At 71.3% G+C, this 14,600-nt stretch carries 12 protein-coding genes and 1 pseudogene; 3 read left to right on the forward strand and 10 right to left on the reverse strand.

What is annotated here, in order from left to right:
* Nucleotides 1-59 precede the first annotated feature (59 nt).
* Entirely contained in the window at nt 60-659 is a 600-nt protein-coding gene (locus ACRX5S_RS31925; protein WP_436776655.1) for a TetR/AcrR family transcriptional regulator, read from the forward strand.
* A 212-nt stretch (nt 660-871) separates the two neighbouring features.
* Nucleotides 872-2,398 carry an MFS transporter gene (locus ACRX5S_RS31930; protein WP_436776656.1) on the forward strand — a complete coding sequence of 509 codons (1,527 nt, stop codon included), beginning with the start codon at nt 872-874 and terminating at the stop codon, nt 2,396-2,398.
* Between the two features lie 72 nt (nt 2,399-2,470).
* Here ACRX5S_RS31930 and ACRX5S_RS31935 read toward each other — a convergent pair whose 3' ends face one another.
* The 3 genes from ACRX5S_RS31935 to ACRX5S_RS31945 form a co-directional block, all read right to left on the reverse strand.
* On the reverse strand, nt 2,471-2,845 hold the full coding sequence (locus ACRX5S_RS31935) for a hypothetical protein (protein ID WP_436776657.1): 375 nt from the start codon (nt 2,843-2,845) through the stop codon (nt 2,471-2,473).
* 375 nt (nt 2,846-3,220) lie between these two features.
* A complete protein-coding gene (locus ACRX5S_RS31940) occupies nt 3,221-3,811 on the reverse strand; it encodes a low molecular weight protein-tyrosine-phosphatase (RefSeq protein WP_436776658.1) in 591 nt (196 codons plus the stop codon).
* Nucleotides 3,812-3,815: 4 nt separating this feature from the next.
* Nucleotides 3,816-4,286 carry a DUF5997 family protein gene (locus ACRX5S_RS31945; protein WP_436776659.1) on the reverse strand — a complete coding sequence of 157 codons (471 nt, stop codon included), beginning with the start codon at nt 4,284-4,286 and terminating at the stop codon, nt 3,816-3,818.
* A gap of 58 nt (nt 4,287-4,344) precedes the next feature.
* Here ACRX5S_RS31945 and ACRX5S_RS31950 point away from each other — a divergent pair, with 58 nt between their 5' ends.
* A complete protein-coding gene (locus tag ACRX5S_RS31950) occupies nt 4,345-5,112 on the forward strand; it encodes a LysR substrate-binding domain-containing protein (RefSeq protein WP_436776660.1) in 768 nt (255 codons plus the stop codon).
* Between the two features lie 15 nt (nt 5,113-5,127).
* On the opposite strand, the gene ACRX5S_RS31955 is transcribed toward ACRX5S_RS31950, so the two are convergent.
* The 7 genes and pseudogenes from ACRX5S_RS31955 to ACRX5S_RS31985 all read right to left on the reverse strand — a co-directional run bounded on the left by ACRX5S_RS31955 (nt 5,128) and on the right by ACRX5S_RS31985 (nt 14,296).
* Nucleotides 5,128-7,011 (reverse strand): alpha/beta hydrolase domain-containing protein, encoded by a 1,884-nt coding sequence (locus ACRX5S_RS31955; protein WP_436776661.1) that lies wholly within the window; start codon nt 7,009-7,011, stop codon nt 5,128-5,130.
* A 223-nt stretch (nt 7,012-7,234) separates the two neighbouring features.
* Complete coding sequence (gene hrpA, locus ACRX5S_RS31960) at nt 7,235-11,149, reverse strand: ATP-dependent RNA helicase HrpA (protein ID WP_436776662.1); 3,915 nt, start codon at nt 11,147-11,149, stop codon at nt 7,235-7,237.
* Between the two features lie 211 nt (nt 11,150-11,360).
* Nucleotides 11,361-11,783, reverse strand: a complete 423-nt coding sequence (locus ACRX5S_RS31965) for a type II toxin-antitoxin system VapC family toxin (RefSeq protein ID WP_436776663.1) — start codon at nt 11,781-11,783, stop codon at nt 11,361-11,363.
* Nucleotides 11,780-11,902, reverse strand: coding sequence for a hypothetical protein (locus ACRX5S_RS31970; RefSeq protein ID WP_436776664.1), 123 nt, complete (start codon nt 11,900-11,902; stop codon nt 11,780-11,782). The genes ACRX5S_RS31965 and ACRX5S_RS31970 overlap by 4 nt, the downstream gene beginning before the upstream one ends.
* An 18-nt stretch (nt 11,903-11,920) precedes the next feature.
* Nucleotides 11,921-12,010: pseudogene (locus tag ACRX5S_RS31975) on the reverse strand (FitA-like ribbon-helix-helix domain-containing protein); the annotation flags it as partial.
* 37 nt (nt 12,011-12,047) lie between these two features.
* A complete protein-coding gene (locus tag ACRX5S_RS31980) occupies nt 12,048-13,061 on the reverse strand; it encodes a TolB-like translocation protein (RefSeq protein WP_436776665.1) in 1,014 nt (337 codons plus the stop codon).
* Nucleotides 13,058-14,296 (reverse strand): MFS transporter, encoded by a 1,239-nt coding sequence (locus tag ACRX5S_RS31985; protein WP_436776666.1) that lies wholly within the window; start codon nt 14,294-14,296, stop codon nt 13,058-13,060. Before ACRX5S_RS31985 ends, ACRX5S_RS31980 begins: the two co-directional genes overlap by 4 nt.
* Between the last annotated feature and the right edge of the window lie 304 nt (nt 14,297-14,600).

Consider the following 14,600-nt stretch of genomic DNA (forward strand, 5'->3'; position numbering starts at 1 on the left):
GTACGAAACGGTTTCGTTTCGATGGGTTATGCTCACCGAGGACAACGGAAGGGGGCGGAATGCCGACCGAGCACGCGACGACGCCCGAGCGACGCAGCAGGCTGACGCCGGAGCGTGCCGGCGAGTTGTACGACGCGGTCATCGAGCTGCTGCGCGAGGTCGGCTACGAGGCGCTGACCATGGACGCCGTCGCCGCCCGCGCGCGGACCAGCAAGGCCACCCTCTACCGCCAGTGGCAGGGCAAGCCCGGAGTGGTCATCCACGCGCTCGCCCACCTGCGCCCGGTCAGCCTCGGCGGCGACGACACGGGCTCCCTGGAGGGCGACCTGCGTTCGGTGGCCCGCCACCTCGCCGGATTCGCCCGCGAGGACGGCGCGCTCCTCGCGTCCATGAGCCACGCCGTCATCACCAACCAGGAGCTGGGCGACATGCTCCGCGAAGTCCTCATCCAGCCGGAGCGCGAGGCCTTCGACGCCCTCGTGCAGCGGGCCGTCGCCCGCGGCGAGCTGGCCCGCAGGCCCGCCGCCACCGACCACTGCGGCGGGATCCTCGTCCATGCGGTCCTCAACAGACCGCTCTGCGACGGCGAGCAGGCCACCGAGGCGTACCTCAACGACGTCATCGACTCCGTGGTCCTGCCCGCACTCCTTCACAGCTAGACGGTCCCCTTCGTCAGACACCCGTAAGCCGACATCCGTAGGACCGACAGCCGACCACAGTTCAGCCGAACGACCCGTCATCCGACCCACCCACCCATCCGTCCGTCGACCCACCCGTCAGCCGAAGCTGCTCGGCGACCATTGCCGACCCGGGGCCCGCAACCGGTCCGGTCGGACAGAACTCCACCGAAACCCGCACCGGGGGTACCTCCATGTCCCAAGCCACTCTCGATCCGTCCCAACCGACACCCCAGGGCGCGCCCGAGGGCCAGTCCTCGAACCGCTGGTGGGTGCTGGTCGTCGTCGCCGTAGCCCAGCTCATGGTCGTGCTCGACGCGACCATCGTCACCGTCGCCCTGCCGGACGCGCAGACCGACCTGGGCATGTCGGACGCCAACAAGCAGTGGGTCGTCACCGCGTACGCGCTCTCCTTCGGCGCACTGCTCCTGCTCGGCGGCCGCATAGCGGACTTCTGGGGCCGCAAGAAGGCCTTCGTCACCGGCATGGCCGGCTTCGCCGCCGCGTCCGCACTCGGCGGTGTGGCGCAGAACGAGGCCATGCTGTTCGGTGCCCGCGCCCTCCAGGGCGTCTTCGGCGCACTGCTCGCCCCCGCGGCGCTGGCGATCCTGACCGTCACCTTCACCGAGGGCCGCGAGCGCGCCAAGGCGTTCGCCGTCTACGGCGGCATCTCCGCCGGCGGCGCGGCCATCGGCCTGCTGCTCGGCGGCGTGCTCACCGAGTACGCGTCGTGGCGGTGGACCCTGCTGGTGAACGTCCCGATCGCGATCGTCTCGATCATGGCCGCGATGCCGATCCTCAAGGACAGCCGCGCCGAGGGCAACACGCGGTACGACATCCCCGGCGCCATCACCGTCACCCTCGGCCTCGCCGCCCTCGTGTACGGCTTCACCCGCGCCGCGGAGGAGAGCTGGACCGACGGCATCACGGTCGTCTCGCTGGTCGCCGGCGTCGTCCTGCTCGTGCTCTTCACCGTCATCGAGAGCCGCACGCAGCACGCGCTGCTGCCGCTCCGGGTGGTCGCCGATCGCAACCGCGGCGGCGCGCTCCTGGTGATGCTGCTGGTCGGTGCGGCGTTCATCGGCTCGACGCTGTTCATGATCTTCTACATGCGCGTCGTGCTCGAATACGGCGCGGTGAAGGCGGGCGCGGGCGCGCTCGGCATCACCATCGGCGTGTTCATCACCGCGGGGGCCTCGGCGGCGCTGCTGCCCAAGATCGGCCCGCGGATCCCGCTCATCGTCGGCTCCCTGCTGGCCGCGGGCGGGACGTTCTGGCTCACCTTCATCTCCACCGAGCGCCAATACCTGAGTGACGTCCTGCCGGGCATGGTGCTGATCGGACTGGGCCTCGGCCTGGTGTTCACCTCGGTCGCGAGCACCGCGCTGATCGGCATCACCGGCCACGACGCGGGCGCCGCCAGCGCCTCGATCAACGCTGTCCAGCAGGTCGGCGGCGCCCTCGGCACGGCGCTCCTCAACAGCATCGCCACCTCGGCGTTCGACGACTCCATGGCCGACAAGGCCGCGAACGCCGGCCCGCAGATGGGCGACCCCGCGGTCGCCAAGCAGGTCTTCGTGGAGGCGAGCCTGGACAGCTACACCCAGGCCTTCGGCTGGGCCGCCGCCATCATGGTCGTCGGCGCCGTCCTGGCCGCTCTCCTGGTCAACGCCGGCAAGGACGCCCTCCCCTCCGAAGGAGGCGCGGTCCACATGGGGTGACCCTCCCAACCCCCGCAACGACGGCGCGGCCAGGTCCGGACCCCCGGACCGACCGCGTCGTCTGCCATGTGCTCACCGGCCGAGGACCTCGTGTTCGGCTTCGCGCAGCAACTTGCCGAGCTCCGCCGACGCCGCGCGTGACGCGGTCCTGTCGGGCGCGGTCATCGACAGGTGCTCAAGGTTCCGCCAGCGCCGAGCGCGCTCGGGAACGCGAACGACAGCGACGCGAATCGACCAGTCCACCAGGAAAGTCCGCATCGGCTGCGTGCTGGACGTGCGGTAGGCGTTGTCCCACGCCTCGCGGTACTTGTGTTCGAACGTCGCGGACTCCTCGGGCAGCAGGCGCGCCACGGCGACGCGCAACGCGTTCGCCTCCATCGGCGGCTGCGGAATCGTCGCGGACTCGCCGTCGTCCAGCGGCTGCGCTCCTACCCGTGCCTCCGCCATCGTCCTGCGACGTCGTACGGTCCGACTCAAACCACCGCCGGGCACCCGTCGATCGTCATCGTACGACCACGATGCGACGCCGGCGGGCGAAAGCCGGGGCATTCCGCACGTCGCTCACGTCCCGTCCTACGTCCCGCTCGCGGCCTCGGCGGCGAGGCGGGCGTCGAGGTCTCGTTCGACCTCGTCGAATGCGTGCGGGTCTTCGGCCTCGATCGCGGCGATCTCCGCGTCCACATCCCAGCGCGTATGCCCAGTCGCTGTGGCGCTTCGGTCGGTGCTCCGCAGGCGCCGCGTGCGCCTGTCCGAAGCGTGGGGGCCGTCAGTCGGCATCCGTGGCATCTCACACGTGGCCCTGGGTCGGCGGCTGGGTGGGGGTCAGGTCGATGGCTTCCATGTGCCGCGGATGTGGGCGATGAGGCCGGGGGCGGCCGCTTCTATCAGGGTCAGGACGTGTTCGAAGGCTTCGGGGCCGTCGTAGTAGGGGTCGGGGACGTCGAGGTCGTCGAGGGCCTCGGGGTCGAACTCGCGGAGCAGGCGGACCTTGGCGCGGGAGGCGTCGTCGGGAGCGCGGCGGCGGAGTTCGCGGTGGTGGTCGGCGTCGAGTGCGACGACGAGGTCGTACGCCGGGAACCACCGCGCGTCGAAGGGCCGGGCGGCGTGGCCGGTTTCGTAACCGGCGGCGCGCAGGACGGCGTCGGTGCGGTGGTCGGCGGGCTTGCCGCGGTGCCAGCCCTCGGTGCCGGAGCTGTCCACCTCGACCCGGTCGGCCAGCCCCTCGTCGGCGACGACCTTGCGGAAGACCCACTCGGCCATCGGCGAGCGGCAGATGTTGCCGGTGCAGACGAAGGTGACGCGGTAGGGGCGCGGGGAGGGGGCGGAGTGGGCAGCGGGCTCGGACCGTTCAGGCCGTTCAGGCCGTTCGGAGGGTTCGGACCGTTCGGAGGGCTCGGCTATCGGCAGGGCCATGGGGCTACCGCCGGTTGCCGCGCCCGGCGGGGCGCTGGGCGGGGCGTTTGGCGGGGCGTTTGGCGGCGGGCCGCTCGGTCGGGGCGTCCTGCTTGGCCTGCTTTTCTTCCTGCCGCTCCTTGAGGCGCGCGGCTTCGCGGCGGACCTCGGCCTGGGTGGCGCGCTCCTGCGTCAGCCACTCCGGCGCCTCGTCCTTCAGCGCCTCGATCTCGTCGGTGGTCAGCGCCTCCGTCACGCCGCCGCGGGCGAGGCCCGCGATGGACACGCCCAGCTTCGCGGCCACCACGGGACGCGGGTGGGGTCCGTTGCGGCGCAACTCCCGCAGCCACTCCGGCGGGTCGGTCTGGAGCGCGTTCAGCTCGTCGCGCGAGACGACACCCTCCTGGAACTCGGCGGGGGTGGCCTGGAGGTACACGCCCAGCTTCTTCGCCGCGGTGGCGGGCTTCATCGTCTGGGCGGTCTTGTGCGACGTCATGGCGCCAAGGGTAGCGAGCATGCGCGGCCTCCCGGATCACGCCCGGTAACCTGACGGGGTGACAGGCTCGGAGACACCCGCTTCGTTCCGGCTCGCGTACGTTCCCGGGGTGACGCCCGCCAAGTGGGTGCGGACCTGGCACGAGCGTGTGCCGGACGTCCCGCTCGAACTGGTCGCGGTGACCGCGCACGAGGCGGCCGGGCTGCTGCGCGACGGCGGAGCCGACGCCGGGCTCGTACGCCTGCCGGTCGACCGCACCGAGCTGAGCGCGATCCCCCTGTATACGGAGACGACGGTCGTCGTCGTGCCCAAGGACCACGTCGTGACGGCGGCGGACGAGGTGACCGCCGCGGACCTGGCCGACGATGTCGTCCTGCATCCGCTCGACGACACGCTGGCCTGGGAGCGGTTGCCGGGGACGCCCGCGATCGAGCGGCCCGCGACGACGGGGGACGCGATCGAGCTGGTGGCGGCCGGCGTCGGCGTGCTGGCCGTGCCGCAGTCGCTGGCGCGGCTGCACCACCGCAAGGATCTGACGTACCGGCCGCTGACCGACGCCCCGGAGTCGCGCGTCGCGCTGTCGTGGCGCGAGGGCGAGACCACGGACCTGGTGGAGGAGTTCATCGGGATCGTGCGCGGCCGGACGGTCAACAGCTCGCGCGGCCGGCAGCCGACCCCGCCGCAGCCCAAGAGCCCGGCGAAGGCGCGGCCGAGGTCGGGGACCGGGAAGGCCGCTGGGAAAGCAGCCGGGAAAGCAGCCGGGAAGGCTGCGCCGCAGTCCCGTGGCAAGGGCGCTGGGCGAGGGAAGCCGCGGCGCAAGGGATGACGCTGCTGACCCGGCTCAGATCAGTGTCAGGGTGAGGGTTGCGGTGTAGGCCCCGGCAAGCGGGAACGCCGGTATCTGCAAGGCGAGTTGCGCATCCGCGGTGAACTCGCCGCCGGAGACCTGTCCGCGGGGGTTCTCCGACTGGGTGCACAGAGCGCCGTTGGCGGGAAGTGGTCCGGAAGAGCCGGGAGTTGCGCGGCTGGGCATATCGGGGTTTCCTGAGGCGCACGCGGGGGTCCAGGAGAATGCCTCCGCGGGGATGGTGCCGCCGGTGGTCGAAGTGAAGTCGGTGGTCTGGCCGGTCAGCGACCAGCCGAGTGTCGAGCCGCGGAAATCGCGCACGGCCACGGTGTTCAGACGCCCCGTCACGGTCTTCCGAGTGCCGTCGATCGTCGTGGGTGCGAGGGTGACGCCGGATGACTGCTGCGACATGGCGAGCAGGCCGGGGCGCACCTCTCCTTCGACGTGCTGCGCCAACGCCCCGGAGGGCGGCGGCGGGACGGGTGCGGCGTCGGCCTCCTCGTGCAGGGCAGGGAGGTCGTCGGCGAGGATGCCGCCCGCGTCGGCGGCGCGTCGGGCCGCCGAGTCGAAGGCGGTGACGTACGCGGCGTGCTCGGGGTACAGCGCGCGCAGCGTCGGGGCGTCGAACGGGACCGTCGTGCCGACGAGTTGGCAGAACTGGTTCGGGCCGGAGTTGCCGTCCCCGCGCAACGCCGCGATCGGCACGTCGAGTTGCGGGGTGCGGATGCCGCCGAGCGCGTTGCCGAACGTGTCGCGGACGACCGTCCCGGCCCCGTCGACCTCGATCCGCGGCATCGAGGCCGGCGGCCCGCCGCCCTCGGTCCAGGCTGCCAACCCGCGCAGCGCGGCACGCATCATGTACGTCTGCGGCCCCGAGTTCACCGGCTTGTCGCAGCCGATCGCCGTCGCGCCGGTGAACGCGTCGGCGTGCGAGGTCCCGGGCATCTCCCACAGCCGGTACGCGTCCGAGTCGTCCTGACGCGCCGCCAGGTGCAGCGGTACGTCCGTCTCCGACTCCGTCACCAGCACCGGCACGCCCGCGTCCGGCCGGATGAACGCCACCGGTATCTCGGGCTCCTGCAATCCGCCCCCGAGCGGAGCGGCCGACGCGAAGCGGCTGTGGATCAGGAAGCCGTCGTACGCCCCGGTCAGCGGCTGCACGGCGTTCACGTACGTGGTGAGCCGGAACGCCGACTGCGACTCGCCGTTCGCGATGATCCGGCGCCCGTCGCCGAGGCCGCCCAGCAGGTCGCCCGGCCCGGTCACCCGCAGCGCCGCGGCGACCTGCGTGAAGATGTCGTACGAGTAGGCGTCGCCGGGGTGGCTGAGCGATCCGTACCTGGTCGGCGCGTAGGACTTGAGCCCGCCGAGGCCGAAGGGCCCCGGGGGAGCGTTGATCCCGGCGGCCTGCGCCGAGACGCCGACCCACGCGTACCCGCGCCGCAGCATCTCCTCACGCATGAACTGGTAGTCGGGCGCGGTCTCGAAGCCCGCGCTCACGTTGAACCACTCGACCACCACAGTGCCGTTGAAGCGCGCCGTGTCGTTCGGCGTGCGCACCAGCATGCGCGTCTTGTACGCCGCTGTCGTGTCCGGCTCCGCGGCCCACCGGCCGGACGCGTCCCACGTTCCCACCCGGCGGTACGAAGTCGCCGTCCCGGAAAGGAAGTACTCGCGCTCGCCGTACCCGCGTGCGGCGGCCTCGCCCGAGTCGGTGATCGCCGCCCACGGCGTACCGGGGCCGGTGACCGGGCCCTCGGCGACCGGCACCGGTCCGCCGGGATCCGCGTGGGCGGAGACGGGGAGCGAGACCAGGAAGGCGGCGAGTGCCGCGAGGACCGTACCGAGCGTCGCGAACGTGCGGCGTGTGTGTCCCACGACGGCGGACGGTAGGGGAGAACTCCGGTACTTACAAGGACTTTCCGCCTGCCGCACCTGCTCCTCGCCGCTGCCGCCGCACCCGCGGCGGTCCGAACGCCTGGGCCGCCCCGCCCCAGCCCCTGCGCCCTAACCCCCGACCCGGCTTGCACCAAGGCGCCGGCGCCTGTGCCTGTGCCTGTGCCTCCAGCCTCTACGACTCCAGCGCCTACGACTCCAGTCCCTACGACTCCAGCGCCTTCAGAATCCGCTTGTCCGACACCGGATACGGCGTCCCCAACGACTGCGCGAAGTAGCTGACCCGCAACTCCTGGATCATCCACCGCACTTGCCGCAGCTCCTCGCTCGGCGGGCGCCCCTTCGGCTGGTTCGCGAGGCGCCGCGCGTACGCCTCCTCCAGGTCCGCCACCTTCAGCATCCGGTGCCGGTCACCGTGCGGGTCGTTCGGCAGCTTGGCCAACCGCCGCTCCACACCCCGCAGATAGCGCAGTACGTCCGGCAGGCGCCGCCAGCCCGTCTCGGCGACGAAGCCGCGGTGCACCAGACCCCCGAGCTGCGCCCGGATGTCCGTCAGGGCGGGCACGAGTGCGAGGCTCGTGGTGCCCTTCAGCTTGACCTCCAGCGCGTGGTGCACGGTCAGGATGCGCTCCACCTTGACCACGGTGTCCTCGGTGGTCGCCGGGAGGTCGGCGCGCACCTTCGCGAGCAGCTTCGCGAATCCCTCGGCGTCCCAGGCCGGTCCGCCCGCGTCGGACATGATCTTGTCGACCGCGCACGCGACGCAGTCCTCGAACATGTCCGCGATGTCCTTGTGCGGATTGTGGCTGAGGGCGAGCTTGGCGCGGTTGGGCAGGCGTCCCGCGATCGCCTTGACCGGCGAGTTCACGCCCAGCATCAGCAGGCGCCGGGTGCCGAGCCACATCGCGGCCTGCTGCTCCGCCTCCGTCTCGAACACGCGCACCGCAACGCTGTCGCCCTCGTCGACCAGCGCCGGGTACCCCTTGACCGGGTGCCCGTCGCGCGTCGACTCGAACGTCCGTCGCAGGGTGCCGAGTCCGCCCCACTCCTTGAGCCCCGTGCGTTCCACGGTGTCGGCCGCGCGCGACAGCGTCGCCTGCGACTTCGGCTTGAGGCGCAGCTTCAGCTCCGCGAGGTCCTTGCCCTCCGCCAGCGGCTTGCCCCGGTCGTCCTCGACGCGGAAGGTCATCCGCAGGTGTTCCGGTATGCGGTCGAAGTCCCAGCTCTCCGGCGGGACCGGGATCGCCTTGAGGCGCTGGAGTTCGCGTGCGAGGGCCTGAGGCAAAGGCTCCTGACGCGGCGTCATGCGGGCCAGTGCGGCGCGCGCGACGTCCGGCGCCGGAATGAAGTTGCGGCGCAGCGACTTCGGCAGCGAGCGGATCAGCTCGGTCACCAACTCCTCGCGCAGGCCCGCGATTTGCCAGTCGAACCCGTCCTGCACCACCTGGCCGAGGACGGCCAGCGGAATGTGCACGGTGACGCCGTCGGCGGCGTTGCCGGGCTCGAACTGGTAGGTGAGCGGCAGCCGCAGGTCGCCCTGGACCCAGAAGTCCGGGTAGTCCGCCTCGTCGATCCCGCCCGCGCGCTCGTTGATCAGCATCGACTTCTCGAAGCTGAGCAGGTCCGGCTGTTTCTGCCGGGTCTTCTTCCACCACGTGTCGAAGTGCCGCCCGGACACCACGTCCTTGCCCAGCCGCTGGTCGTAGAACTCGAACAACGTCTCGTCGTCGACGAGGATGTCCCGCCGCCGCGCCCGGTGTTCCAGCTCCTCGACCTCGTCCAGCAGCGCCCGGTTCTCCTTCAGGAACGTGTGGTGGGTACGCCAGTCGCCCTCCACCAGCGCGTGCCGGATGAACAGTTCGCGCGACAGTTCCGGGTCGATGCGCCCGTAGTTCACCTTGCGCTGCGCGACGATCGGCACGCCGTACAGCGTCACCTTCTCGAACGCCATCACCGCGCCCGCCCGCTGCTCCCAGTGCGGTTCGCTGTAGTTGCGCTTCACCAGGTGCTCGGCCAGCGGCTCGATCCACTCGGGCTCGATCCGCGCGTTGACGCGCGCCCACAGCCGCGTCGTCTCGACCAGCTCGGCCGACATCACCCAGCGCGGCGACTTCTTGAACAACGACGAGCCGGGGAAGACCGCGAAGCGCGTGCCGCGCGCGCCGCCGTACTCGCGTTTGGCCGCGTCGTACAGCCCGATGTGGCTCAGCAGCCCGATCAGGATGGAGGTGTGGATGCGCTGCGCGTCCGCCGGCTGGTCGCTCAGCCGGATGCCCATCTGCCGTACGGTCTGCCGCAGTTGGCTGTAGACATCCTGCCACTCGCGGATCCGCAGGTAGTTCAGGAACTCCTGCTTGCACATGCGTCGGAAGCCCGACGACGAGCGCTCCTTCTGCTGCTCCTGGAGGTAGTCCCAAAGCTTCAGGTAGGTCAGGAAGTCCGACCCGGCCTCCTTGTCGACGAACCGCGCGTGCTGCTGCTGCGCCTGCTCCTTCTTGTCGGCGGGCCGCTCACGCGGGTCCTGGATCGACAGCGCCGCGGCGATCACCATCACCTCGCGCACGCAGTTGTTGCGCTCGGCCTCCAGCACCATGCGGGCCATGCGCGGGTCGACCGGCAGTTGCGCGAGCTTGCGGCCGACCGGCGTCAGGCGCTTGCGTACGTCCGTCTGAGCGGGATCGATCGCGCCCAGCTCCTGGAGCAGGTCGACGCCGTCCTTGATGTTGCGGCGGTCCGGCGGGTCGATGAACGGGAACGCGGCGATGTCGCCGAGCCCGATGGCGGTCATCTGGAGGATGACCGAGGCGAGGTTGGTGCGCAGGATCTCGGGGTCGGTGAACTCCGGGCGGGCGAGGAAGTCGTCCTCGGCGTACAGCCGGATGCAGATGCCGTCCGAGGTGCGCCCGCAGCGGCCCTTGCGCTGGTTCGCGGACGCCTGCGACACCGCCTCGATCGGCAGGCGCTGCACCTTGGTGCGGTGGCTGTAGCGCGAGATCCGCGCGGTCCCCGGGTCGACGACGTACTTGATGCCGGGTACCGTCAGCGAGGTCTCCGCGACGTTGGTGGCGAGCACGACGCGGCGGCCGCTGTGCTGCTGGAAGACGCGGTGCTGCTCGGCGGACGAAAGGCGCGCGTACAGCGGCAGGATCTCGGTGTTCCGCAGGTTGCGCTTGGTCAGCGCCTCGGCGGTGTCGCGGATCTCCCGCTCGCCGGACAGGAACACCAGCACGTCGCCGGGCCCCTCGCGCTGCAACTCCTCGACCGCGTCGATGATCCCCTGGACCTGGTCGCGGTCGTCGCCCTCGCCCTCGTGCGCCTCGTCGGCCACCAGCGGGCGGTAGCGCACCTCGACGGGGTACGTCCGCCCCGACACCTCGATGATCGGCGCGTCCCCGAAATGCCGCGAGAACCGCTCCGGGTCGATCGTCGCCGACGTGATGACGACCTTCAGGTCCGGCCGCCGGGGCAGGAGCTGCTTCACGTAGCCGAGGATGAAGTCGATGTTGAGGCTGCGCTCGTGCGCCTCGTCGATGATGAGCGTGTCGTACTGGAGCAGGTCGCGGTCGGTCTGGAGCTCGGCCAGCAGGATGCCGTCCGTCATCAGCTTGACCAGCGACTCGTCCGACACCTGGTCGTTGAACCGCACCTTGTAGCCGACGGTGGACCCGAGCGGGGTCTTCAGCTCCTCCGCGATCCGGTCCGCGACCGTGCGCGCGGCGAGCCGCCGCGGCTGCGTGTGCCCGACCAGCCCGCGCACGCCGCGCCCCAGCTCCAGGCAGATCTTCGGAAGCTGCGTCGTCTTCCCCGACCCGGTCTCGCCCGCGACGATGACCACCTGGTGGTCCCGGATCGCCGCCGCGATGTCGTCCTTCTTCTGCGACACCGGGAGCTGCTCGGGGTACGCGATCTCCGGCACGGCCGCGGCGCGCAGCCCGGCCCGTACCTCGGCGTCCTCGACCTCCCCGGCCAACTCCGCCACGATGGAGGCCCGCGCCCCGGCGTCACGGACCCGGCGCGCCCCGTCGATCCGCCGCGCCAGCCGACGCTCGTCACGCAGGGTCACACCGGACAATCGAGCCCGCAGATCAGCGAGCGGCGCGGAGGCAGACGGCGTATCCATACGCGCCCAAGGATAGGCATGCCGGGCCCCACAACCACCAGCGGATATTCCGGACCCCGCCCCCCACCCTGCCGACTCGGGCGCGTCCCGCACCGAACCCCCACCGGACCCGCCCCGCCTCGCGCCGCGAACAGGTGCTCGGCGGGGCGTCATTGGGGGCCTTCGGGCCGCACGAGTGTGAGTCGCTTCGCCTCCCCCGTTGTTCACCTGTTCAGGTCACCGAGTCGGTGATCGTTTCGATGGTGCAGCGTGCGACTCCCGCGCGGGCTATACGGGCGTCGCTGGTCACCAGCGGCAGGTTGTACAGCTCTGCCAAGGCGACATACGAGGCGTCGTAGGCGGACATGTTCGGGGAGAGTTCGCGAATGCGTGCGAGCAGGGGCAGGTGTTCCATGCGCCGCAGTGGAAGTCCCGCGTAGTCGTTCATGGCCGCGTCGAGGGCAGACTGCGTGAGCTTCGGTCGACCGCCGCGAACCCCGCGTGCCATGCCGAGCAGTGCCGACGCGACTTCGATGTCCACCAGGATGGGTGCCAGCAGGGTGACGGACTTCGCGACACGGTCGCGCACCGCGACTCCGACCGGGCCGGGATTGGTGTACATCTGTACTAATGCGCTGCAATCGATCACGATCATCGGCGCGACCGCCCCTCGTCGATCGCGTCGAGGACATCCGCGGTGCGGAAGGGACCGCTCGTGGCGTTCAGCGCCGCGACCGCGGCGGCGCGCGCGGCGGCCTCTTCGAGTGTCGGCATAGCTGCCTCACGCTCCAGCACGTCGCGTACATACGACTGAAGCGACTGTCTCGCCTGGGCAGCGCGCACCTTGAGGACAGTCAGCGCTTCTTCGGAAACGTCCCGAACGTAGACAACAGCGCAGCCAGCAGCATGCCAGCGGAGCTCAAGGCCGCAGGACCGCTGGGGTGAGGGCGTGGCGGAGGACCAGGGCCGGGGTGCCGGTGCCGTCGGCCCGGGTCGCCCAGACGTCGGCGCGGAGGTCGCCGGGGAGGTTGTAGAGGACGGTGTCGTTGTCGAGCCATTCGGCCTGGTCGTCGAGGGTGCGGGTTTCGGCGGTCGGGGTCTCGCGGCCGGTGGCGAGGTCGAGGGTGAAGAGCTTCCAGGGGCGGGACGGAGCCGTGCCGTCGACGCGCTTCTTGTAGGCGAGCTTGGTGCCGTCCGGTGAGAGGGACGGGCATTCGACGTTGTCGCGTAGTGTGCGGAGGGTGCGCGCGGCGAGGTCGCCTTCGGCCAGGTAGCGGTGGCCGTCGGTCGCGACGGTGGCGTAGAAGCGGTTGTCGTCGGCGGCGAAGGTGACGCCCCAGATGTTGACGTCCGCGGCCTTGTATGGCTTGCCGTCGCGGATGATCGCGAAGTCCTCCAGGTTGTTGTGCAGCGTGTCCGTACGCCGGTCGAGGATCGCCGTGCGGGTGGAGAAGTCCAGTCCCGCGTACGACTCGCCGCCCACGAACGACGTCCACGCGACCAGCCGACCGCTCGGCGAGACCCGGGCGCGCGACGGGGTCCCGGCCATCTCGCGGCTGTCCACCGGCAGCAGGCGGTTGTCCAGGATCACCGCGTTGTACGTGTGCAGGGCCGCGTTGGCGAGCTTGAGGCACACGCCGGTCCCCTTCGCGGCGTGGAAGACCAGGCACGAGGTCGGCGAGATCCGCCGCCCGTCGTCGCCGTCGTCCTTCCCGGTGTCGGACAGCGGTACGGCCGCCAGGTGGTCGCGTCCGGTGCCCGCCATCGTCGTCCGGAACACGATCCGCCCCGGCTCGTCGAGGGTGACCTCGCTCAGCTCCTGCTCCGGCCCGCTCTCCGACCGGCCGGCGGCGTGCAGCGTGTACGCCACCGCCACCCCGATCAGCAGCGAGGTCACCACGGCGAGCACGACAGTACGGGAGGTGCGGGTCATCGGGCGTCCTCCGGGAGGGTACGGGAGGTTTGCAAAGGTGCGCGGGAAGCACCGCGCCGACGGCAGCGGTACGCCACGGCGGCCGTCGCGGCGCACGCCGCCCCCAGCACCGCGGTCGCGGCGACGAGGGCGGTACGCGGTCCCCACGCGGTCCAGGCGGCGCCGAACGCCACCGCCCCGACCGCCCGCCCCGCCGCCTGGCCGGTCTGGACGAGTGCCAGCGACCCGCCGCGCACCCGTTCGGGCGCGAGCGGTGCGGCGACGGCCATGAGGACGCCGTCGGTCGCGGCGTAGAAGACGCCCAGCAGGACCAGCGGAAGCACGACGAGCACGCCGCGCGGCATCGGCGCCAGCAACACCGCGTAGCAGCACAGGAGAAAGACATGGCCCGCAAGGAACACCCTTAGCCGGCCCACCCGGTCGGCGACGAGCCCGACCGGCACGGCCAGCAGCAGGAACCCCAGCGCGGTGCCGAACGGCAGCAGCGGGAACAAGTGCGGTCGCAGGTCCACGCGTTGCTGAAGGAGCAGGTAGACCATGCCGTCGCCGATCGTCGCGGCGCCGAGCACGAGCGCGTACAGGCACACGCGCAGGAAAGCCGGTACGCGCAGCACCCCGACGGCCTCGCGCAGCCGCGGCCGCGCCGGGGCGGCGACAGATACACGCGGAGTCACGGGTTTGGACGCCTCCGGCTTTGGTGCGTAGGGGATTTCGCGCACGTACAGGCACAGCAGCAGAACGCCGAACGCCGCGAGGCAGAAGCTGACCACGAAGACCGCGTCGTACGCCTGCGCGGTGAACCACAGCACCGCCATCGCCGCCGGCGGCCCGAGCAGCGCGCCTGCCGTGTCGAAGGCGCGGTGTACGCCGAAGGCCCTGCCTTGCGCGCCGGATGGCGTCGACAGCGAGATCAGCGCGTCGCGCGGCGCGGTCCGTACGCCCTTGCCCATCCGGTCGGCCGCGATCACCGCGCCGATCACCGGCACCGAGTGCGCCGCCGGGAGGGCCAACTTGCAGGCGGCGGACAGTCCGTAGCCGAACCCGGCCACGGGCTTGTGCCGCCGCGTACGGTCCGCGATGTGCCCGCCCGCGATGCGCAGGAACGCGGTGGCGCCGTTGTAGAGGCCGTCCAGCATGCCGAACGCCAGGGGGGACAGGCCGAGTCCGAGCACGAGGTACACCGGGAGGACCGCGGTCACCATCTCGGCGGAGACGTCGGTGGCGAAGGAGACCACACCGAGCGCGACGACGTTGGGGGCGACGATCAGGCCGACTCGGCGGCGAGGGCGGGGAGAGCGGGCAGAGCGGCGACAGCGGGCCGATTCGGGAGTTCGCCGCGACTCCCGTTGTGACCGGGGCTCTGACGGTGGGTCAGACCGCGGGTCCGGCGGCCCCGGTGGCGGATCCGGCGGTGCCCCGGACTCCGGGTCACCGCGAACTCCCGTGCTCAGATCGCCGTTGCGACTGGAGGACAAGTACATGGCGTGCTCCCGGACCAAGCGGAGGCTGGACCGGTGCGCGGGACCGTGGCACGGCCCC

The sequence above is a fragment of the Yinghuangia sp. YIM S09857 genome, from assembly GCF_051388915.1.
GTDB lineage: Bacteria > Actinomycetota > Actinomycetes > Streptomycetales > Streptomycetaceae > Yinghuangia.

Coding starts and splice junctions, on each gene's coding strand:
- ACRX5S_RS31970 (WP_436776664.1), bottom strand. CDS start 11,902: ATGCCGACACTCGAAGAGGCCGCCGCGCGCGCCGCCGCGGTCGCGGCG.
- ACRX5S_RS31925 (WP_436776655.1), top strand. CDS start 60: ATGCCGACCGAGCACGCGACGACGCCCGAGCGACGCAGCAGGCTGACG.
- ACRX5S_RS31935 (WP_436776657.1), bottom strand. CDS start 2,845: ATGGCGGAGGCACGGGTAGGAGCGCAGCCGCTGGACGACGGCGAGTCC.
- ACRX5S_RS31940 (WP_436776658.1), bottom strand. CDS start 3,811: ATGGCCCTGCCGATAGCCGAGCCCTCCGAACGGTCCGAACCCTCCGAA.
- ACRX5S_RS31945 (WP_436776659.1), bottom strand. CDS start 4,286: ATGACGTCGCACAAGACCGCCCAGACGATGAAGCCCGCCACCGCGGCG.
- ACRX5S_RS31980 (WP_436776665.1), bottom strand. CDS start 13,061: ATGACCCGCACCTCCCGTACTGTCGTGCTCGCCGTGGTGACCTCGCTG.
- ACRX5S_RS31930 (WP_436776656.1), top strand. CDS start 872: ATGTCCCAAGCCACTCTCGATCCGTCCCAACCGACACCCCAGGGCGCG.
- hrpA (WP_436776662.1), bottom strand. CDS start 11,149: ATGGATACGCCGTCTGCCTCCGCGCCGCTCGCTGATCTGCGGGCTCGA.
- ACRX5S_RS31965 (WP_436776663.1), bottom strand. CDS start 11,783: ATGATCGTGATCGATTGCAGCGCATTAGTACAGATGTACACCAATCCC.